Source organism: Methylobacterium sp. E-025, assembly GCF_022829705.1.
Taxonomy (GTDB): Bacteria; Pseudomonadota; Alphaproteobacteria; order Rhizobiales; family Beijerinckiaceae; genus Methylobacterium.
In genome coordinates this window covers 74,532-94,371 of the sequence record NZ_JAKSYR010000037.1, presented here as the reverse complement: position 1 = coordinate 94,371, position 19,840 = coordinate 74,532, and the positions used below count along the sequence as shown (strand labels likewise).

Below are 19,840 nucleotides of genomic sequence, written 5' to 3'. Positions count from 1 at the left end.
AACGCGTTTCCCCCGTGGGGCTGGCGACGTCAATGGCGAAATGGTGGAACGTGGGGAAGGGAATAAACGGGTGGGTACCCGGGTTGAAGGGGAGGGGGGGGCGGGGGCCAAACAAAAAACCGGGACGGAACGGGGACCTTGGGGGGAAGCCAAATGAACCCGCGGGGAAGAAGTGGGGGGGCCGTTGGGGGGTGGGCAACGGGGACGCTTGAGGGGGGGGGCCCTTTTTGGAAACCGGGGGGGGCCCCCCCCCCCCCCCCCCCCCTCCCCCCTGTCGTTTATGTTTGCGATTAGCTACGGCTTGCAACAAGCCGAGCATAAACCTTTGGCTGAAGATCAAATGCCCGATTTAAAAAATTTAGATAATGTCTACCTAGTCCTGGCCTTCGTGGTACCTGGTCTAGTAATTTCTGTCGTAAGGGCTCAATTCATTACCGGCAGAACTCTGAAGCAAAGCGAAAACATCCTATTTTTTATATCGATATCAGCTTTTTATTATGCTATAGCTCTGCCGATCATCGAAGTTTTAATCGAGGCCGATCTGACCGGATGGAAAAGAGGGGTATCATGGATATCGGTGTTCGTTTGCGGTCCCACCATCTGCGGATTGCTTCTCGGTTTGATTGCGCAACGTGGCATCGGTCGATGGGTTGCTCATAAGCTGGGTGTTAATCCAATCCATAGCTCACCAACTGCGTGGGACTATAAATTCTCAAGCGATAGAGGGCCTCGGTTTGTCCTCGTGACTATGGACGGTGCGAAGGTCGGCGGAATTTTTGGGGAAAAGTCGTTTGCTGCCTCAGATCCGACAGAGCGAGACATCTACCTTGAGGAAATCTGGGATGTGTCCGAAGCTGGTGAATGGTCACAACGACCTGAGCGAGTCGGTATCCTGATCCCAGCGAAGCAAGTGAAATTGATCGAGTTCTGGGAAGCGCCGTAGGAGCCATGAATGAGCGACCGTAAGAACCTTCCTCCCAATACAAGCACGCACGGCTACCAGCCACGCCCGGCAAATGACGGTTACCAGCCGCGCCCGGTCCTTCAGGCGCCGGATAGACCGAACCCAGGAGCCGGGTATCAGCCTGCCACAGGCGGTGGGCGGCCTCCGGTTCCCACAACGGGCACAGGCGTCAAGCCGACCAAGTAGCAGGGAGTCATGCCAGCCCCGCGAGATTCTGCATACTTCTGGGGTTCACCCTGCCCGAGAACTGGGGTCCATCGTTAGCCTTGGCGCCATCTAACTTGCTACGAAACAACAAGATTTAACTGGGCAAGATAGATGGCGCGCCCTGCGGGAGTCGAACCCGCCTCTTCAGCGTGAAAGGCTGACGTCCTAACCGATAGACGAAGGGCGCTGGCGCTTGGCCGAGGTTTCTATAGTCGGGCCGCGGGCGGAGGGCAACGGGCGGATCGTGGCTTGTGCGGCGGCGGCGGGCGCGGGCCGGTTTGTCGCGGATGGGGCGGGATGGCGGCGCCGGGCGGGTGCGGCAACTTCGCCCCGGCCGTGCTAACGCTGCCGCTTCGCGCGCCTTGGCGGGGCGCTGTTTTCCTGCGCGGCCGCGCGCAGCACGGGTCTGGAATGGTTGGGCGGATGGCGAGCGAGAGCGACGACGGCGGCGACGGCGGGCGGCCGACCGGGTCCGAGGTGCGAAAGCCCGGCTTCGGCAAGGCCGATCATGGCAAGCCAGGGCATGGGAAGCCCGGCTTCGGCAAGCCGAGCCACGGCAAGCCGGGTTACGGCAAGCCCGGCTTCGGAAGACCCGCTTTCGGAAAACCCGGCTTCGGCAAGCCCGCCTACGGTCAGCGGCCGCGGCCGGCCGGGCCGCAGCCGGCGCACGAGGGCGCCGCGGTGATCTACGGCTTCCACCCGGTGGTGCAGGCGATGGGCAATGCCGAGCGGATCCTGCACCGGCTGCTCGCCACCGAGAACGGCGCCGCGCGCCTCGTGGAGGAGCTGGGCACCCTGCGGATCGAGCCCGAGCTGGTGCGGCCGTCCGACATCAACCGGCTGCTCGGGGCGGATGCGGTGCACCAGGGCCTCTACCTCGAGGCGGAGCCCCTCGCCTCGCCCGGCCTCGACGCGCTGCCGGCCGATGCGCTGCTGCTGGCGCTCGACCAGATCACCGATCCGCACAATGTCGGGGCGATCGTGCGCACCGCCGCGGCCTTCGGCGTCACCGGCATCGTCACGACCGCGCGCCATGCGCCGGGCGCCACCGGCGTGCTGGCGAAATCCGCCTCCGGCGGCCTGGAGCACGTGCCGTTCCTGGTGGTGCGCAACCTCGCCGAGGCGCTGATCGCCCTCGGCGCGCAGGGTTTCACCCGCATCGGCCTCGATTCCGACGCCGAGACCGGCCTCGACACGCTGACCCCGACGCGGCCGGCGGTGATCGTGCTCGGCGCCGAGGGCAAGGGGCTGCGCGAGCGCACCCGCGCCTGCTGCGACGTGCTCGCCAAGATCCCGTTCACCGGCGAGATCCGCAGCCTCAACGTCTCGAACGCCGCCGCGATCGCCCTCTACGCCCTCGGCCGTTAGTTTGCGATCTGGCGACGCGGGACACACCCGCCTCGCCCGGTCGCAAACGGTCAGATGCCGTGGCCGGCGACCTCGCGGGCGACGGCGCGCCGGCCGATGTCGCGGCGGCAGAACCCTTCCGGCCAGTCGATCCGGGCGACCGCCGCGTAGGCGCGGGCCTGCGCCTCCAGCACGCTGTCGCCGAGCGCGGTGACCGCCAGCACCCGGCCGCCGTCGGCGAGGATGGCCTCGCCCTCGGCCCGGGTTCCGGCCTGGAACACCAGGGCGCCGTCGCGCTCGGCATCGGCGATGCCGCGGATCGTCGAGCCGCGCACCACCGTGCCGGGATAGCCGGCCGCCGCCATCACCACGGTCAGCGCCGCGCGCGAGGCGTCGAACTCCAGGCAGACGCCGGTGAGGTCGCCGTCGCAGGCCGAGAGCAGCGCCGGCACCAGGTCGGAGGCGAGCCGCGGCATCAGCACCTGCGCCTCCGGGTCGCCGAAGCGGGTGTTGTACTCGATGAGCTTGGGGCCGTCCGCGGTCAGCATCAGGCCGGCATAGAGGATGCCGGTGAACGGCGTGCCGCGCGCGCGCATGCCGTCGAGCGTCGGCTGGATGATCGTCTCCATCACGGTCCGCTCGATCGCCGGCGTGACGATGCCCGCCGGCGAATACGCGCCCATGCCGCCGGTGTTGGGACCGCGGTCGCCGTCGAAGACCCGCTTGTGGTCCTGCGCCGTGCCCATCGGAATCGCCCGCGTGCCGTCGCACAAGGCGAAGAAGCTCGCCTCTTCGCCGAACAAGCATTCCTCGATCACGACTTCCGCGCCCGCCTCCGCGAACAGCGCCCGCAGCGCGCCCTCGGCCTGCTCCACCGTCTCGGCGACGGTGACGCCCTTGCCGGCGGCGAGCCCGTCGGCCTTCACCACGATCGGGGCGCCCGCGGCGCGCACGTGCGCGAGGGCGGGATCGAGCGCGGCGAAGCGGCCGTAGCCCGCCGTCGGGATGCCGCGCTCGGTGCACAGCTCCTTGGTGAAGCCCTTCGAGCCTTCGAGCTGCGCGGCGGCCTTCGTCGGGCCGAAGGCGCGGATGCCGGCCCGCGTCAGGTCGTCCACGAGGCCGGCGACCAGCGGCGCCTCGGGCCCGATCACGACGAGGCCGATGCGCTCGGCCTCGCAGAAGCTGCGGACCGCGCCATGGTCGGCGACGTTCAGCTCCGGCCGGTTCTCGCCGTGCTGCGCGGTGCCGGGATTGCCCGGCGCCGTAAGCAGCCGGGTGCAGAGCGGGCTTTTCGCGAGGGCATAGGCGAGGGCGTGCTCGCGGCCGCCGTTGCCGATGAGAAGGATGTTCATGCGATCAGGATGTTCCCGAAATCCGGGAGCGGGGAAAGGGCCGTTTCGCACGAAGGCGCGCGTCGTGCACCGGATCCACCGTCGCGCGGCGGCCTTTGACCTCGGCGCCGCGTCCGCATAGCACTCTCGCCATGGCCCTCGTCCCGCCCCCCGCCCCCCGCAGGTCGCCGCCGGCCGCGGACGTCCCGCCCGCGGCCGTGCTGGTCGCCAACCAGCCGGAATGGTCGGTGGGCGACCTCGCCTCGGCGCTCAAGCGTACCCTGGAGGACGCCTTCGGGCACGTGCGGCTGCGCGGCGAGATCTCGGGCTTCCGCGGGCAGCACGGCTCGGGGCACGCCTACTTCTCGCTCAAGGACGGCAACGCCCGCATCGACGCGGTGGTGTGGAAGGGCACCTTCAATCGCCTGCGGCAGAAGCCGCAGGAGGGGCTCGAGGTCGTCGCCACCGGCAAGATCACGACGTTTCCCGGCAAGTCCTCGTACCAGATCGTCATCGAGAGCCTCGAGCCGGCCGGCATCGGCGCCTGGATGGCGCTGCTGGAGGAGCGCAAGCGCGCGCTGGCGGCCGAGGGTCTGTTCGCGGCCGAGCACAAGCGGGCGATCCCCTTCCTGCCGCAGGTCGTCGGCGTGGTGACCTCGCCGACCGGCGCGGTGATCCGCGACATCCTGCACCGGCTGGAAGACCGGTTCCCGCGCCCCGTGCTGGTCTGGCCGGTGCGCGTGCAGGGCGACGGCGCGGCCGAGGAGATCGCCGCCGCCATCCGCGGCTTCAACGCGCTGCCGGCCGGCGGCGCGATCCCGCGGCCGGACGTGCTGATCGTCGCCCGCGGCGGCGGCTCGATCGAGGACCTGTGGGCGTTCAACGAGGAGGCGGTGGTGCGCGCCGCCTTCGAGAGCCGGATCCCGCTGATATCGGCGGTCGGGCACGAGACCGACACCACGCTGATCGACTTCGTCTCCGACCGGCGCGCGCCGACGCCGACCGGCGCCGCCGAGATGGCGGTGCCGGTGCGGGGCGATCTGCTGCTCACCCTCGACGACCTGACCCGCCGCCGCCGCGGCGCGGTGGAGCGCAAGCTCGACCGCCTCGGCGCGGATTTCCGCTCGGCGCTGCGGGCGATGCCCGGCGCCGACGCGTTCCTGGCGGGCAAGCGCCAGCGGCTCGACCTCGCCGAGGCCCGGCTCGCGCCGGCGCTCGCGGGCAACGCCCGCGCCTTCCGCGAGCGGTTCTCGCGCCTGCTCGACCGGCTCGTGCGGCATCCGCCGGAACTGGTTCTGGCCCGGGCGCGGGCGCGGCTCGCGGCGATCGACCATCGGCCGCGCCAGGCGCTCGCCAACCACGCGACCCGCAAGGGCGACGCGCTCGCCGCGCTGAGCCACCGGCTGGTTGTCGCGCGGACGACGACGCTGCGCCGGGCCGAGACCGAGACCGCCCGGTCGCGCGAGCGGCTGGCCGCGTCGCACGCGCGGATGGTGCAGGCCGGGGCCGGGTTGATCGAGCGCCGCAGCGCCCGGCTCGAACGGGCCGGCGGCCTCCTCGGCAGCCTCGGCTACCGCGCCGTGCTCGCCCGCGGCTACGTGCTGGTCCGCGACGGCGCGGGCGCGGCGCTGCGCTCCGGCCTCGGATTGCCGGCGGGCACGCCCGTGACGCTGCAGTTCGCCGACGGGCTCGTGGCGGCCAGGACCGAGGGGGAAGCGGCCGCACCCGCGCCGGAGGGCGCCCCGCCGGCGCGGAAGCGCGCCCCGCGCCGGGCCAAGGCCGCGCCGGCCGCACCCGCGCCGACCGCCGCGCAGGGCTCGCTGTTCGAGGCGTAGATCCCGACGACAAAAGACCCGGCGATCGCGCGGGCTCAGCCCGGCCGGCGGTAGTGGTAGCGCAGCAGCTCGGTGCGAAATCCGAGACCGTCGTAGAGCGCGCGGGCGGCTTCGTTCTCGGCCACCACCTGGAGGCAGGCGCCGGTCGCGCCGTTGGCGCGGGCCCAGCGCATCAGGGCGCCGACGGTGCGGCGGGCGTGGCCCTGCCCGCGCAGCCGCTCCGGCGTCGCGACGGACTCGATCACCGCGAGCGATCCGCAGATCACCGCGTAGCCCATCGAGGCGGTCTCGCCCGCCCGCTCCAGGGCGGCGAAGGCGCGGGGGCCGCGGATGCGGCCGGTCATCGCGGCGTAGATCGCGGCGGCCTCCGCGCCCGCGCCGGCAAGCCGGGCGCGGAGCGCGAGCCAGCCGGCGTCGGGCGCCGGCACCAGCCGCACGGCCGGATCGAGCCCGGCCGGCACCCCGTCGAGGGCGGCGAACAGGGTGAGCGCATGGCCTTCCGCGCCGTAGCCCCGGTCCGCGAGCGGTTGGTCGAGCTCCGGCGCGAGGCTGACCACCCGCACGATCGACGGCTGGCCGAGCGCCGCGTATTCGCGCTCGCAGGCCGCGATCGCCGTGGCGGCGGGCCCGCGCGGCCCGCGGGTGGGATTGAGCGAGTTCGTCCGCCGGGTCGGCCCGCCCGAGGCGCGCAGCAGCCATCCGTCGAGGTGATCTTGACGGGTCGCGGGCCATGCGTCGCGGCAGGCCGCTTCCGCCGTCCAAGCGAGGTCGTCGTGCTGTGACATGTCTTGTCCGCGGGCTGCCCGGGGGGCGGTTCCTATCACGCACGGAGGCGGACCCGACCGCCCAGACTCTTAACGTGTGGTTGTATCGACGAAGTCGAAACCGTATGTGAATTGTTGCTCGACGTTTCCGATCCTCATGACACCTTTGGCAGGCCGATGGAATTCGACGGCATCGACGAGAGAGGACATGCGGCGGAAGAGCTGCATGCCGCCCTCCAGGCGTCGGGCGTCGTCGGCACCTGGGACTGGAACTCGGTCACGCGTCGCGTGCGCTACGACCGGGGGGCCGCCGAGCTCCTGGCGGGCGACGCCGCTTTGGCCGGGCGCGAACTCGAGTTCGACGAGGCGGTCGCTGGCATCCACCCCGACGACCTGCCGTGGATGACGACCGAGGTGCAGCGCGCGATGCGCGTCGGCGGCCTCGTGCTGGCGGAGTACCGCGCCGGGATGCTCTCCGGGCAGCCGCGCTGGGTCTTGAGCCGCGGGCGGGTCTTCCACGATCCGCATGGCCGGCCCGTGCGAAGCACCGGCATCCTGATCGACATCACCGAAGGGCGGAAGGCCGAGGCCGGCTACGTGGTGGCCGCGCCGGATCCGGAGCAGGAGGCGCCGCTGCTGCGCGCCGCCGACCTCTGCATCGCGCTGCACGCCGCGGTCGCCGAGAGCGGGTCCGAGGCCCTGCGCGGCATGACCGACCGGCTGCTGTTCCAGATCGGCCGCGAGATCGCGCAGGCCGAGCGCGAGGCCTCGCGGCACTAACGGCGTCGGCTCGGCAGGTCTGCGCTTGGCGGGTCCGCGCCGGGCGGGCTTGACGGCGGCGATGGGGTTTGCGACGCGCCCGGCGATGCCGCGCCCTGCGGCACGCGTCCTGCCTGAGGGCGCGCGTGCCGCGACCAGGAGAGACCCGTGACCACGACGATCGCCAGCGACCAGCTGCTCCACCTCGTCTTCGGCGGCGAGCTCGAGGACATCGAGGGCATCCGGTTCAAGGACCTCGCCGGCCTCGACATCGTCGGCATCTTTCCCGACTACGCCTCGGCCAAGGCGGCGTGGCGCGCCAAGGCCCAGGCCACCGTCGACAGCGCGCAGACCCGGTACTTCGTCGTCCACCTCCACCGCCTGCTGGAGCCGTAGGGCGCCGGCTGTGCAGAGCGCGGGCCGGCGCGGCGCCGGCCATTGTGACGGTTCGACCGCGCTGATAAGAGCCCGATCGACGCGGATGCCGACGGGCCTGTCGATCGGCCGGTCGTTCCAGGTCTTCAGGACGTGTCTCGGCCCGAGACCCCAAATGTTGAGCCCGCAGGCATGAAGTCTTCGATCAAGATCATCGCCGGCAATGCCAGCCGGCCCTTGGCGGAGGCGATCGCCGGATACCTGGAACTGCCGCTCGCCAAGTGCATGGTCCGGCGCTTCGCCGACATGGAGATCTTCGTCGAGATCCAGGAGAACGTGCGCGGCGAGGACGTGTTCATCGTCCAGTCGACCTCCTACCCGGCCAACGACCACCTGATGGAGCTGCTGATCATGATCGACGCCGCGCGTCGGTCCTCGGCGCGGCGCATCACGGCGGTGATCCCGTATTTCGGCTACGCCCGGCAGGACCGGCGCACCTCCGGCCGCACCCCGATCTCGGCCAAGCTCGTCTGCAACCTGATCACCGAGGCCGGCGCCGACCGCGTGCTGACGCTGGACCTCCATGCCGGCCAGATCCAGGGCTTCTTCGACATCCCGACCGACAACCTGTTCGCCGCCCCGGTGATGGTGCGCGACATCAAGGAGCGGCTGACGAGCACCGACCGCATGGTGGTCTCGCCCGACGTCGGCGGCGTGGTCCGCGCCCGCGCGGTCGCCAAGCGCATCGACGCGTCGCTGGCCATCGTCGACAAGCGCCGCGAGCGCGCCGGCGAGTCCGAGGTGATGAACATCATCGGCGACGTCGAGGGCCGCTCCTGCATCCTCGTCGACGACATCGTCGATTCCGGCGGCACCCTCGTCAACGCGGCCGAAGCCCTGCTCAACGCCGGCGCCAAGGAGGTCTCGGCCTACATCACCCACGGGGTGCTCTCGGGCGGCGCGGTCTCGCGCATCGCCGCCTCCCGGATGAAGGAGCTGGTGATCACCGACTCGATCCAGCCGACGCAGGCCGTCAAGCTCGCCCGCAACATCCGCGTCGCGACGATCGCCCCGCTGCTTGGCGAAGCCATCGGCCGGACCGCGACCGAGGCCAGCGTGTCGAGCCTGTTCGACTGACACCCGCGCATCCTCCCCCCTACCCGTCCCGTCCCCGCACGAAGCCCCGCGAGATCAGCCAGCTGCGCTCGCGCGCCCGGCGGTCGGCTTCGAGCAGGTCGGAGAGCGCGTCGGCGATGACGCAGCGCAGGGCGAGGTCGGCGTCGCCCGCGCTGGTGAGGAGGTAGGCGCGGGCGATGTCCTCGACCGGGCAGCGGCCGGGCGGCAGGTCGGCCCGGCGGGCGGGAGCGGAGGCGACGGGCATGGGGTGCGACTCGTTTGAGAACATAACGAGAACACACCAGATCGGTTAAGGTTCGGTCAAGGGGGCGCGGAAGGGGGCGGAGACGGGGTCGGCTCGCCCGAGCCGGGATGCGGCCCCATCCGCCGGCGGTCGTGCTCGATCGCGAAGACGTGGGCGTAGAGGTTGGCGACCCAGCGTCGGCCTTCCACGGTGAGGTCGAGGGCGCGGATCGCGTCGCCGATCACCGGCTCGACCTTGCCCCAGAAGAAGCTCGGGTAGCGCTCGGCCAGATCCGCCGGGTCGACGTAGCCGAGCGGCTCGCACAGGCCCGCCTCCTTCAGCTCGTGGAACAGCGCGTTGAGCTTGCGCGGGTAGAGCGGATCGCCGAGCTGGCCGATGAGGTCGGCCGCGCGCATCAGCCCGGCCTCCGTCGCGGTCTCGGCGTGGTCGCCGTCGTCGGGCACCGGGAAGCGCGTCAGCTCGATCGCGCGGGCCACGCGGCCGGCATCGACGAACTCGTGGTCGGAAAAGCGCTCCCACACCGCGATCTTCGAGCGCTCGACGTGGTGCGCCGTGAGCCCGGCATCGGACGCCCCGCGCGGCAGCCCGACGGTGGTGCCGGCGCGGTCGATCACGAACCGGGTGCGCGTGTCGCCGGCACAGACGCCGCGGACGTAGCCGATGTCGTGGTAGAGCGCGGCCAGGATCGCGTGCAGCCAGTCGCGCGGCGACACCCCCTGCGCCACGAAGCGCCCGCGCAGGATGTCCTGGGCGACCAGCGTCACCAGGGTGGTGTGGTAGGCGTCGTGGTAGAGCGCGTCGCTCTGCACTATCCGCTCGATCGTCAGGCGCGCCGATTCCTCGATCACCTCGACATAGCCCGGCTCCCGGCTGCCGAAGGTGCGCCGGTAGACCAGGGCGAGGTGCTCGCCGAGCGCGTTGGCGAGGAGCTTTGTGGCGTCGACCATTTTTTTTCTCGATGAAGAGCTGCAGCTCAAGTCACTCTAGCAATGCTCTATACTTTAGGCGAAGGGTATCGTATATTTCTCTATACTGTAATTTAGACTTCGCAAGCAACATAGTCTTGAAATCTTGATCTGTTAAGCAGATGATATAACCCTTTTGTCGGCTGGAAGCATCTCTCAAACGCTTCATTAAAAGACTATGATCATCAATTTTTCTACAGGCAATTATACCAAATTTTCCGCGATTATTATCAAATCTGCCGAGCAGCTGGTCTATTTCTGGATTCGCAATAGCGGATAAATAGTTTTTACACTCGACAATAACAGTGTTGGCGTTTAATAATGAATCATTGCGACGCTGAGCAAAAAACTCTGTATCGGCAGCATTTGTATAAACAATATCTACTCGTTTTCTACCGTCATAGATTTCCCATTCTTTGTGCGGTTGAGTTAAATCAGGATAAAATAAGATCGTTAAAACGCCCATTATGAATCGGTGATATTCATCAGCAGCCTTTGCGCCAGAATCGATTTCATCAAATATGTCGATAAGAGATTCGGAAATCGTGTTAATTGATAGATCTTCGTTGTCAAATGAGATCATAGATTTGTGACGTTTTGCAATCTCTTTATATGACGCAAGCAGTTCTGGATGAGCCAGCGCCATTTCTGCAATATACGGCTTTGATTTTGGGTTTTCTTCTCTAACATCTCCTTTGAAGACTTTCCGTACTCCTTTTATTACTTGCACAAGAGAGCTGCCTGCCCTCAAATTTTCAGCAACAAGGTAGTCAGTAATTTGTTTGTTATAGAACTCCTGGCTATCTAGCGATAATTTACGGCGAACAATGTATTTCGGCACAAGTATGACAGGACTATCGTCTATATATGGGAGATTAACATATTTTGATACCCAATTTCGTTTTGATCGATCCCATAAAGATGGACCTGAGTAGGTTTGAACAGGAACGCCATATAAATCGCATTGTTGCTGAGTGTACTCGACGAGCAATTATCGAATAATATTAGTTGTCAAATCAGAGATTTTATCTCTGTCTATGCCCTCGACATAAAGAGCCATGTCAGCCAAGTCGGTCAGCAATCCTGATTGAAAGGCCTTGCTATGAATAATAGCTGAAATCAACTGACCGGATTGACCTCGGCAAACGCCTCGCCCGTTTGGATCCGCTGCCGACACTCCCAAAAACGTTTCTTGAGGCTCCGTAAGATGAGACATCAAAGCGATGGCTCTGTCGTGCTCACCAGAACGCAGTGATTTCAGCACCTCTTCGAAAAAAAAAAATATAGTCAGAGGCTCTTGCCGCCCATAGGTCGGATGCAATTTCGATCGCATAGGGGTCAACATAAACCGGAGTATCATATTCATTGCTGATATCTACAAAGTCTAATTGATACTGCGATTTTTTAATTCCAAAGTGTACGGAGAACCTAGGCATGATGGAGATCCCAACTTCATGTCCGTGTGCTTTGTCTCCATGATAACAGCTACGATCCCAAATCGTCCGCATTCACGGGCGATTGCTGAGTTAACCACAGGATATCACCTGAGGTTGTTGTTTGCGCTTGGTGCGACTCTAGCGAAATAGAGAGCAAGTCATGTGCGATTCGCTGTTAGTAAAAACGTCATCGAGTTATGTATGAATCACCTTCCCATAAGCATCCAGCACGCTCTCGTGCATCATCTCGGACAGCGTCGGGTGCGGGAAGACCGTGTGCATCAGGTCTTCCTCGGTGGTCTCGAGGTTCATGGCGACGACGTAGAAAGCCATGCATTGATAGTGCCTTAAGGGACAACCGACGTCTAGGGCTGAGGCAGGGGTAGAACGCGACAGGGCGCTCTCAAGGAACTCGCTGGCACAATCTGGGCACAGTGAGCGGGACACATGGCGACCATCAGGAAGCGGAACGACAAGTGGCACGTCCAGGTGAGGCGTAAGGGGTCTGCTACAGTGACCCGTTCGTTCCTCACCAAGACCGACGCACAGACCTGGGCACGACAGACCGAGACCCAGGCAGACCGAAGGGGCCTCCCGGTAGGCCTCAGGACCCTCGACACCCTCACCGTGGGGGACATCATGGTTCGCTACCGAGACACAGTGACCCCTACTAAGCGTGGCGCTGTACGGGAGGCGATGGCAGTGAAGATGCTTCTAAAGCACAGCATCGCGAAGGTGCCCCTGAGTGCCCTCACGGTTGCCAAGGTGGCGGCGCACCGAGACCACCGACTCCGCACGGTGAAGCCGGCGAGCATCAACCGGGAGTTGGCCCTCTACCGGCACGCCTTCGAGGTCGCCCGCAAGGTCTGGGACGTACCCCTATCCGAGAACCCATTCGCTCTCGTGGTAAAGCCCAAGGTGCTCAATGCCCGGACCCGGCGTTTGGAGGCTGGCGAGTGGGAGGTCTTACGGGACGGATGCCGAAGGTCTCGGAACCCAAACGTCCTGCCCATGGTCGAACTCGGCTTGGAGACCGCTATGCGGCGCGGAGAGGTCCTTCGGTTGCGATGGCAGGACATCGACTGGACCAAGCGCACCCTACTCATCCCGACCACGAAGAACGGCCACGCGAGGACCATACCATTGACAGTGCGAGCCTTCACATTACTCCGGGAGCAGATGGCGGTCGCGGGCTTGGGAGAGCCAAGAGTCTTCCCGACGACTGAGGATGCGATCAAGACGGCGTGGCGGCGGGTCATGAGGCGGGCTCCCCTTGCCGACTTCCGCTACCACGACCTCCGGCACGAAGCCGTGAGCCGCTTTTTCGAACTTGGCCTGAGCATCCCCGAGGTCGCCCTTATCAGCGGCCACCGCGATACCCGGATGCTGATGCGGTATACCCATCTTAGGCCAGAGGCGTTGGCGGACAAGCTAGCGAGGCTTGTTGCGCCGGAGTCGGTCTAGGCGACTGTTACCGGGCGGTGCTCGCGGTGAATGCCGGTTGATCGTTCGCAACGCCATACAACACGAAACGCTGCTTGAATCGCAATTCTTACAACCCGGATCGTGTAAGGTATTATTCGCGTCAGAACAGGGCCACGTGAATTGGGGGAACGAGCGGGCCAAGCCCTACGTTCGATGCGGGTTATTTCCTTACCCAAGGGCTTGTATATCAGTTGTGCCGGCGAACTCATTTAGAGCCATCGGTTGAAGATAATAATACGCAACAGTCTCAGAGAGTTGACCGACAATCAGGCAAGGCCTGCGTGTGTAGGCTGCTGTATGTGTGAATCTGTCTGCGTAACAACTGAACAATAGCTAATGGATATGAAATGAATACGTATACCCCCGAAACTTACCTCAATGAAGGCTATGATGTTACTCCCCTACACCCGAGAACTAAGAAGCCTAAACTACCTCAATGGACATCCATCACACTCGATATCAACGACTTTCAACCACATGGTGAATTTCCGAATGACTTTAACCTTGGCGTGAAGCTGGGGACATCCTCTAACGGTATAGTCGATGTCGATCTTGACTGTGATGCGGCCGTGTTCCTTGGACAATCAATCCTCGACAACGATACCAGGGTTTTCGGACGCGAAAGCAATCCGAGAAGTCACTATCTATACCGGGTTGATGATCCTCAACCGACGAAGAAGTTTAGACATCCCCAGACCGGAAAGACTCTTATCGAGCTTCGCGGAAACGGGGCTCAGACTGTGCTTCCCGGTTCGATCTATGAGTCGGGAGAGCAGATTCGATTCGAGGATGACTCTCTACCGCTGCCCTCGGAGACAGACTGGCGAACACTTCAAGATCAGTGCGGAGCAATCGCTGCCGGTTGTGTGCTCAGTGAATTCTGGGTCGAAGGAACAAGGCATCAACTCGCCGTTGCTCTTGGAGGTTGGGCGGCTCATAGGGGCGTCGAACAACGAAAGATGATCGTCGTAATCACAGCAGTAGCACAATACCGGCAGGACGATGATGTGCGCGATCGTGTCTCGTGCGTCGTTGATAGCTACCGTAAGCACAATAGTAGTGAGCGCGTGGCATGGAAGGCCGATCTGTCGAGCTTCATTCCAGATGAGCGGATTATGAAAAGGATCGGAGAATGGATGAACGCTACGAATGTCCCTCTCACGGATGTAGGGCTTTCAAATGATCGTTGTGCGTTCGATCCTCAGAGCGACATGTCCACGGGAGAAGCGTTCTGCAATTTCATGGATGGCGCACTGGTCTACTGTGACGACCAGAGCACCTTCTATCATAGGACTGGGAATGTGTTCGATCCGGTTCCGGTGGCGGCGGCCAAAAAACTCGCGATCGATTGGATTAAGTCCAGCCAAGACGACATGATCATGAAGGGCGAAGTTGGTAAACTTAAGACGGCTCAATCGATCGCTCGTATCAATGCCATCCTAGAGATTGCTAAGGCTCACACTAACAAGGCATCGCGTGAGTTCGACACTGATCCGTTCATTGTCGGATGCGGGAATGGCGTTCTCGATCTACGGATTGGCGATATTATCGATCCGACCATCATTGTGACGAAGCGCCTTGGAACGAATTTCAACAAGAATGCGGAATGTCCTTTGTTCATGAACTTCTTGGGGCAGGTATTCAATGGGGATAAAGCCAAGATTTCTTTCGTTCAGCGGTCAGTTGGCTATACGTTGACGGGAAAGACAACAGGGCAATGCATGTTCGTTGCTATCGGCACCGGAGCTAATGGTAAATCGACGTTCCTTAAAGTCATCCAATCCCTTCTCGGCGACTATGCTGGGACAGTTCCATCGCATTCGCTGATGCAATCAAAGTTTGGCAATGACAAGTCTGACGATCTTGCTTCATTAGTTGGAAAACGGCTTGTCTGTGCAAGTGAAGGAGAGTCGGGTCAAAGGCTTGCTGTGGCGAAGATCAAGTTGATGACTGGTGGTGATACGATCGCTTGCCGCCCCTTGTATCAGAACTACTTTTACATGCAGCCTGAGTTCAAGGTATGGTTCGCGACGAACGATCTACCAGTCATCATGGGCGGTGACGATGCCATCTGGCGCCGACTACATGTGATCGATTTCCCCGTCAGCTTTAGCGAAGAGCAACGTGATGGCAACCTGTTCGACAAGTTGAGACTTGAATTGCCCGGAATCCTTAATTGGGCTCTCCAAGGCCTTCAAGAACTGGGGACGATGCAGGGCAACTTCCTTAGGCCGCCTGTATCAGTTCAACAGAAGACTGGTGAGTATCGATCCAATAGCGATACGGTAGGTGCTTTTCTAGAGGCGGCTTGTGAGAGAAAGGAAGGTGCAGTGACGATGATGAACCGTCTCCATGAACGGTATACGTCTTGGTGTGACAATAGTAGTATAGAGCCTGTGCCGATGGTTACCTTCGGTAGAGAACTCACACGTCTTGGGCTTCCCGTTAAGAAGCAGTCATTCGGCAATGGCAGGCTTGGAGTATCGCTGAACGAGTTTGGACGGACCTAACGGCCCGTCTCTCCCTTCGGTCGAGGTGATAGACAAGGATGGATGATGGAGGATGATATCCAAACTATCCAACATCTATAATAATTACTAATATCAATACTTAGGGATTGATCTTCCATCATCCATTCTTTCTCTCACAACAAACACCGGAGAAGGAAGGGATGATGGACCTGCATCCTTGTCGGCAGGTAGGTCTATTCAGTCGTTACCCTGACGGGATTAGACGATGGGGTAAGGGTATCACATTGAGCCGCTTGCGGACCAACTCGTTGGTTTCGGAATGTAGCGAAGTCTAGACCTATTCATTCCTTACCGAGCCCAGCCTATGATCGTTCGGCAAGACAATGACAGTCGGCAATGCGTCTATAGAAGTCCAGCTATTAATTCGAGAGTTGGACCAGTATTGATTCTTTACTAGCCAATACGTATTATTCACCGACTAACAGGAACTACGGCCGACGCGGATTGACCTCCTGCAGGTTCAGCCTTGTGCGGCGCTTTGCATCTTACACCCAACAATCTCAATTTAGGATCGAAAGTAAACAACATGTTTGACCGTAACTTCACTGCTGACATTGAGTCTGACGATACCGATCTTTATCTACTCGCCGTTATCGTTGGAAGGGCAATCCGACATCTTGATCATTTAGCTCATCTCGATGCTGTCAGCTTAGATGACATGAAGATGCTGATCGACATCAAGTGTCTGTATTCTATCATAGAAAAGTCCTGCTGCCTTGGCGGCCTAATCAATGCTATCGGAAGCTCGGAATTCGTGTGGGTCGTATCTTCGCTGTATAGCATGAATTGGAGTCGCGAAGAGGGTATGCTGTGCGCGTTCCTTGAATCTCTCTTGCCGGGTTTTGGAGACAACGAGGAAGATGTTGGTGCGCCGGAAGACGAAATCAATCTGACTGACATGACGAAGTGGATGCCGCATGCGAGTCCGGTCGGCACGTAGTCCATGGCACATATATCGATTGCGATCTACGTAGGTCGTAATAGCGAAGGTGCGATCGCCGAGTAACACGAAACACACCTTCGCACGACATCTTGGATTAGCTTACGATCAAGCTCAACTTTTCCCTTCCAGTCGTAGCCGCGCCATAATCAATAGGAACCGGAGCGCTCAATGTTTCAATTACCTTTCCGTCCATGTCATATCGTATCGCATGGATTTCGCTGTAGTTCACAACAATCGAAGTCGGCCGATCGAAGTATGGTATCTTCCGCTTCCAGGTGTCATTCTCATACTTCGCGAGCCGAGCCTCTAAACCGTCAAGGGCTTGCTGCAGGTAGGTATGCTCTCCCTGGCTCCGGTCTAAGTCCAATCTGAGAAGGTTGCTGATGCCTATCAACCCTGCAAAAGTGATGGACGTTGGGATTGATCGCTCACAAGTGATGACTCCATGCGGGATGAAAACCGGTTTGTTCGTCATCGTTGGCTCTCCATGAACAAACGAGCGGCACTACCCTCGATCCGATCTTGCCAAGCAAGCTTCTTTCGCCAGCCCCTGGGGATACCTGAGAGACCGTAGATAGCGCCTGCAATCTGTCCTGTGATCGCTCCTGTAGTGTCGGCATCGTCCCCGAGGTTGACCGCCTTCAAGACCGCTTCCGGAAACGTCGTCGATGTCCCGACGCACCAAAGGGCCGCTTCAAGCGAGTGGAGGACGTAACCGGAGCTTCGGATGTCGGTCCGCTGAGCCCCGTCCCATGACCCGTCCATGATCGTGCGAACACCGTCACAGAACCGATGCCCGTAGGATGGCCTTAGAACGTCGGAGAGCGGCTTTCCATAGATCGCGTCGGCAAGTATCAAAGCGAAGGTTTCACAGGCGTCCACGGCCTCGACAGCACCATGGGTGGTGTAGCTTTGGCGTCTTGCCGCGTCTCTGAGTCTGACGGGATCGTTCCAGAACCGGACGGCGATCGGGGCAAGGCGCATCAGCGATCCATTTCCGGCCGTCATGGGATCGGAAGGGCCAGCGTGAATTTCCCCGGTCTGTTCGAACCGTGCGAGGGCCGTCGAGGTCACGTTGCCAATATCGAAGCAGCGCCCGGTGACGGAGTTCTCGCCATCCCGGAACCATCTAACGAAGCGTTCCAACAGGTCGCGTTCATCGAGGTCGTCTCGGGCAATCAGACTGTCGGCAAGGCACAACGCCATCGCCGTGTCGTCTGTCCATTCGCCGGCTCTGAGGTCGAAGGGACCACCGCCGACGATATCGGTGACTGGTTCGAAGCTGCCACGAGGCTTGAACTCTATGGTCGTGCCAAGGGCGTCACCGATAGCGAGACCAACCAGTGATCCAACGGCACGATCACGAGTTCCGCCTACAGTAGTTGCTATCTGCGACGGCGGTTCACTGTGGCTACCAAAGACCGTCCGAAGGGGATGGCATTCATCGTGGTCCATACATGCGTGCTCCATGATAGAGTATGCGTGATACGTCCACCAACAGCGATATTTCAGTCGGGCGATCTTACGCTAACGAAGGCTTCGATCATTGCGACGACCGCTCTAGCGTCATCCTCGTTAAGTTGGCGGAATGCGTAATCGAGCTTGGCTTTTAGTTCTATTTTTACTCTGTCAGTGCTAAAGTCATCGAAGAGATAGACGATCGGAACGTTGATACCATCACAAATCTTCTGCATGGTTTCGAGCGTTGGCATGTTTCGTCCCCGCTCGATGTTGCTGATCGTATCCTTCGTCTTGCCCACGATTTCGGCAAGCCTCTCCTGACTGAGACCGGCATGTTCGCGCGCCGTCTTCACCCGCTTGCCGATCGATACGTTCAACAGCCCTTGCATAACGGGCAGTGTCATCGCCCGGCCGAGCTTGAAAACTAAGCCATATTCCGTTAATTCGCAATACACGGAATATGGTTACGACTTAGCAGGGGGTATGCGATGGCGTTCGGTGGCAAGCCGCAGGGAAAGACCTACCAGCCGTTCGTCACAACCGATGATGATGATGTGGTAGTCAAAAGCATTAGTAAGCGAGGAAACGACTATTACGCTAAGTTCGGCAAGCGAAGAAGTATCTTTGGCCAAGAAAGGCACATCGGGTCGGCAACTGGTAAAGGTACCAAGATAGGATCAATTCTAGGAACGACCTATCGAGTAGAATGGGAGTGCGACTGATCTAACCATTCGTAAGCGCCATCTTACACAGGAGTTAATCATGGTCGGTTGGTTCGAACTGTTCCATTACACGTTGGTTGGTTTAGGAGTCGTATTCCTCGTTGCCTTACTTTACACCGGCTGGCAAAAGATAGTTGAGTTGATCTTACTCATTTATAGCAAGCGCGTGGCGGAAGCCGTCGATGATACGGTTACCGAAGAGCGCGAGGTTCATCACATTCACCACGTAAGCTACGCTGAGGAACCGTTGTATCGGCCCCAGGCTGCAAGGACTGTTCGAGTCTCGCCCGTCGAGTATCATCAGGTGAAACAGGTGGTCGAACAGCCGCGTGCCATAACCCGTGTGAAGCGAAGCTGCTAGTTGAGGCTGTCCTGTTCGAAGCCAGCACTATGATAGTAAGAGAGTAATACGATGTTTCTGCGCATTCCCATCATCGTAGCTGCGGCATCTGTCTGCACTCTCGCGACATTAGTAGTTGGAGCGTTGGCTGATGATCTTGGTGCCATAGCGGGTGTCTGGGCTCTCGATAAGGAAGCGTGCAGGATCAAGCCTTCCGACTTCGATGATCGGTTGAAGGTCACCGCCGTGGGGAAGAATGGTGGTTCGGAGTCTGATTGCCGGGCATCTACCATTAGGTCGGCAGGGTCGCGCATCCAGTTTCAGAACGCCTGTCTCTCGGAGGGCGAACGATCGAAATCGAAGGTGACGGTCGAAGTCGCCTCCCCGGATCGGATCACGTGGAGAGAAGGGAAAGCGCCGCCGACCACCTACGTCCGGTGTGATGGCGTGTCAGGGGCACAGCAGAAGGCCCAAGTGGCGGCTACGGCGTCATCCTTTGAAACCGGATCGTTCAGTCTGTCCTCGCACGGCTACAGCGCCACGATCACGAGCTTGACGGGTGCCGACACGCAAAACGCGACGATGACAGGGCAGGTGACCAGAGCGGACGCTACCGAGGAATGTGAACGGAACTCTCCTGGCGGTGAGGGCCTGAAACCGAAGGCACTACAGAAGTGTGTTGCCGAAACCATGAAGGCCGAAGCCGGCAAGACACATACGGCGACAGCGGATTGCAAGGCTCGGACGATCGTAGCGAGCTTCGGCGGCCGGTTCACGATCGTTGGTGTGGATGAATATGGTAGCGCCCGCATCTTCGATTCGAAGCGTCAGGACATCGGCGGGACTACCGCTTCCGGCGCACCGTCGATTCAAGGGCAGTTCGAGAAGCTGTGCCCGGCGATGTTCGAAAAGTTGAAGCGGAAGGGCGTTTGAAGCGCGGAACGCAAACGAATACCGGCGAGGGCTGCTTCCGACCCAACCCAGCCGCCCGGAC

The 19,840-nt window shown here is 61.4% G+C and carries 20 protein-coding genes and 1 tRNA gene; 11 read left to right on the top strand and 10 right to left on the bottom strand.

What is annotated here, in order from left to right:
- Positions 1-301: 301 nt before the first annotated feature.
- Positions 302-943, top strand: a complete 642-nt coding sequence (locus MKK64_RS03195) for a DUF6338 family protein (protein ID WP_243932208.1) — start codon at positions 302-304, stop codon at positions 941-943.
- Positions 944-1,283: 340 nt separating this feature from the next.
- Here MKK64_RS03195 and MKK64_RS03190 read toward each other — a convergent pair.
- Positions 1,284-1,358 (bottom strand) — tRNA-Glu (locus MKK64_RS03190).
- Positions 1,359-1,594: 236 nt separating this feature from the next.
- On the opposite strand from MKK64_RS03190, the gene rlmB reads away from it, so the two are divergent.
- Positions 1,595-2,539: a 23S rRNA (guanosine(2251)-2'-O)-methyltransferase RlmB gene (gene rlmB / locus MKK64_RS03185; protein WP_243932207.1), complete on the top strand. Its 945-nt coding sequence runs from the start codon at positions 1,595-1,597 to the stop codon at positions 2,537-2,539.
- A gap of 50 nt (positions 2,540-2,589) precedes the next feature.
- Here rlmB and purD read toward each other — a convergent pair whose 3' ends face one another.
- Positions 2,590-3,870: a phosphoribosylamine--glycine ligase gene (gene purD / locus MKK64_RS03180; RefSeq protein ID WP_147841946.1), complete on the bottom strand. Its 1,281-nt coding sequence runs from the start codon at positions 3,868-3,870 to the stop codon at positions 2,590-2,592.
- Between the two features lie 131 nt (positions 3,871-4,001).
- Here purD and xseA point away from each other — a divergent pair, with 131 nt between their 5' ends.
- Complete coding sequence (xseA, locus tag MKK64_RS03175) at positions 4,002-5,684, top strand: exodeoxyribonuclease VII large subunit (RefSeq protein ID WP_243932206.1); 1,683 nt, start codon at positions 4,002-4,004, stop codon at positions 5,682-5,684.
- A gap of 35 nt (positions 5,685-5,719) precedes the next feature.
- On the opposite strand, the gene MKK64_RS03170 is transcribed toward xseA, so the two are convergent.
- Positions 5,720-6,469, bottom strand: coding sequence for a GNAT family N-acetyltransferase (locus MKK64_RS03170; RefSeq protein WP_243932205.1), 750 nt, complete (start codon positions 6,467-6,469; stop codon positions 5,720-5,722).
- 156 nt (positions 6,470-6,625) lie between these two features.
- Between MKK64_RS03170 and MKK64_RS03165 the strand changes: the two genes are divergently transcribed.
- From MKK64_RS03165 to MKK64_RS03155, 3 genes are all read left to right on the top strand, one after another.
- A complete protein-coding gene (locus MKK64_RS03165; RefSeq protein WP_243932204.1) occupies positions 6,626-7,228 on the top strand; it encodes a PAS domain-containing protein in 603 nt (200 codons plus the stop codon).
- Between the two features lie 147 nt (positions 7,229-7,375).
- Entirely contained in the window at positions 7,376-7,603 is a 228-nt protein-coding gene (locus tag MKK64_RS03160; RefSeq protein WP_147728057.1) for a DUF4170 domain-containing protein, read from the top strand.
- Between the two features lie 171 nt (positions 7,604-7,774).
- Positions 7,775-8,719, top strand: a complete 945-nt coding sequence (locus MKK64_RS03155; RefSeq protein ID WP_147728058.1) for a ribose-phosphate pyrophosphokinase — start codon at positions 7,775-7,777, stop codon at positions 8,717-8,719.
- A gap of 19 nt (positions 8,720-8,738) precedes the next feature.
- On the opposite strand, the gene MKK64_RS03150 is transcribed toward MKK64_RS03155, so the two are convergent.
- From MKK64_RS03150 to MKK64_RS03130, 5 genes are all read right to left on the bottom strand, one after another.
- Positions 8,739-8,963, bottom strand: a complete 225-nt coding sequence (locus tag MKK64_RS03150; protein WP_243932203.1) for a hypothetical protein — start codon at positions 8,961-8,963, stop codon at positions 8,739-8,741.
- Positions 8,964-9,019: 56 nt separating this feature from the next.
- Entirely contained in the window at positions 9,020-9,910 is an 891-nt protein-coding gene (locus tag MKK64_RS03145; RefSeq protein WP_243932202.1) for a metal-dependent phosphohydrolase, read from the bottom strand.
- A gap of 31 nt (positions 9,911-9,941) precedes the next feature.
- A complete protein-coding gene (locus MKK64_RS03140) occupies positions 9,942-10,919 on the bottom strand; it encodes a hypothetical protein (protein ID WP_243932201.1) in 978 nt (325 codons plus the stop codon).
- The gene (locus MKK64_RS03135) at positions 10,920-11,249 is read right to left on the bottom strand and encodes a hypothetical protein (RefSeq protein WP_243932200.1); all 330 of its coding nucleotides are present in this window, start codon (positions 11,247-11,249) and stop codon (positions 10,920-10,922) included. It abuts the gene before it with no gap.
- 310 nt (positions 11,250-11,559) lie between these two features.
- Positions 11,560-11,697 carry a hypothetical protein gene (locus tag MKK64_RS03130; protein ID WP_243932199.1) on the bottom strand — a complete coding sequence of 46 codons (138 nt, stop codon included), beginning with the start codon at positions 11,695-11,697 and terminating at the stop codon, positions 11,560-11,562.
- Positions 11,698-11,811: 114 nt separating this feature from the next.
- Between MKK64_RS03130 and MKK64_RS03125 the strand changes: the two genes are divergently transcribed.
- The 3 genes from MKK64_RS03125 (at position 11,812) to MKK64_RS03115 (ending at position 16,320) form a co-directional block, all read left to right on the top strand.
- Positions 11,812-12,828, top strand: coding sequence for a site-specific integrase (locus MKK64_RS03125; protein WP_243932198.1), 1,017 nt, complete (start codon positions 11,812-11,814; stop codon positions 12,826-12,828).
- Between the two features lie 368 nt (positions 12,829-13,196).
- Positions 13,197-15,359 (top strand): phage/plasmid primase, P4 family, encoded by a 2,163-nt coding sequence (locus MKK64_RS03120; protein ID WP_243932197.1) that lies wholly within the window; start codon positions 13,197-13,199, stop codon positions 15,357-15,359.
- A 547-nt stretch (positions 15,360-15,906) separates the two neighbouring features.
- Complete coding sequence (locus MKK64_RS03115) at positions 15,907-16,320, top strand: hypothetical protein (protein ID WP_243932196.1); 414 nt, start codon at positions 15,907-15,909, stop codon at positions 16,318-16,320.
- Between the two features lie 474 nt (positions 16,321-16,794).
- Here MKK64_RS03115 and MKK64_RS03110 read toward each other — a convergent pair whose 3' ends face one another.
- Positions 16,795-17,778: an ADP-ribosylglycohydrolase family protein gene (locus tag MKK64_RS03110; RefSeq protein ID WP_243932195.1), complete on the bottom strand. Its 984-nt coding sequence runs from the start codon at positions 17,776-17,778 to the stop codon at positions 16,795-16,797.
- Between the two features lie 53 nt (positions 17,779-17,831).
- On the bottom strand, positions 17,832-18,188 hold the full coding sequence (locus MKK64_RS03105) for a helix-turn-helix domain-containing protein (RefSeq protein ID WP_243932194.1): 357 nt from the start codon (positions 18,186-18,188) through the stop codon (positions 17,832-17,834).
- Positions 18,189-18,546: 358 nt separating this feature from the next.
- Here MKK64_RS03105 and MKK64_RS03100 point away from each other — a divergent pair, with 358 nt between their 5' ends.
- Positions 18,547-18,867 carry a hypothetical protein gene (locus MKK64_RS03100; protein WP_243932193.1) on the top strand — a complete coding sequence of 107 codons (321 nt, stop codon included), beginning with the start codon at positions 18,547-18,549 and terminating at the stop codon, positions 18,865-18,867.
- Positions 18,868-18,918: 51 nt separating this feature from the next.
- Positions 18,919-19,779: a hypothetical protein gene (locus MKK64_RS03095; RefSeq protein ID WP_243932192.1), complete on the top strand. Its 861-nt coding sequence runs from the start codon at positions 18,919-18,921 to the stop codon at positions 19,777-19,779.
- Positions 19,780-19,840: the final 61 nt, after the last annotated feature.

Coding starts and splice junctions, on each gene's coding strand:
- rlmB (WP_243932207.1), top strand. CDS start 1,595: ATGGCGAGCGAGAGCGACGACGGCGGCGACGGCGGGCGGCCGACCGGG.
- purD (WP_147841946.1), bottom strand. CDS start 3,870: ATGAACATCCTTCTCATCGGCAACGGCGGCCGCGAGCACGCCCTCGCC.
- xseA (WP_243932206.1), top strand. CDS start 4,002: ATGGCCCTCGTCCCGCCCCCCGCCCCCCGCAGGTCGCCGCCGGCCGCG.
- MKK64_RS03170 (WP_243932205.1), bottom strand. CDS start 6,469: ATGTCACAGCACGACGACCTCGCTTGGACGGCGGAAGCGGCCTGCCGC.
- MKK64_RS03165 (WP_243932204.1), top strand. CDS start 6,626: ATGGAATTCGACGGCATCGACGAGAGAGGACATGCGGCGGAAGAGCTG.
- MKK64_RS03155 (WP_147728058.1), top strand. CDS start 7,775: ATGAAGTCTTCGATCAAGATCATCGCCGGCAATGCCAGCCGGCCCTTG.
- MKK64_RS03150 (WP_243932203.1), bottom strand. CDS start 8,963: ATGCCCGTCGCCTCCGCTCCCGCCCGCCGGGCCGACCTGCCGCCCGGC.
- MKK64_RS03145 (WP_243932202.1), bottom strand. CDS start 9,910: ATGGTCGACGCCACAAAGCTCCTCGCCAACGCGCTCGGCGAGCACCTC.
- MKK64_RS03130 (WP_243932199.1), bottom strand. CDS start 11,697: ATGGCTTTCTACGTCGTCGCCATGAACCTCGAGACCACCGAGGAAGAC.
- MKK64_RS03125 (WP_243932198.1), top strand. CDS start 11,812: ATGGCGACCATCAGGAAGCGGAACGACAAGTGGCACGTCCAGGTGAGG.
- MKK64_RS03120 (WP_243932197.1), top strand. CDS start 13,197: ATGAATACGTATACCCCCGAAACTTACCTCAATGAAGGCTATGATGTT.
- MKK64_RS03115 (WP_243932196.1), top strand. CDS start 15,907: ATGTTTGACCGTAACTTCACTGCTGACATTGAGTCTGACGATACCGAT.
- MKK64_RS03110 (WP_243932195.1), bottom strand. CDS start 17,778: ATGGACCACGATGAATGCCATCCCCTTCGGACGGTCTTTGGTAGCCAC.
- MKK64_RS03105 (WP_243932194.1), bottom strand. CDS start 18,188: ATGACACTGCCCGTTATGCAAGGGCTGTTGAACGTATCGATCGGCAAG.
- MKK64_RS03100 (WP_243932193.1), top strand. CDS start 18,547: ATGGTCGGTTGGTTCGAACTGTTCCATTACACGTTGGTTGGTTTAGGA.
- MKK64_RS03095 (WP_243932192.1), top strand. CDS start 18,919: ATGTTTCTGCGCATTCCCATCATCGTAGCTGCGGCATCTGTCTGCACT.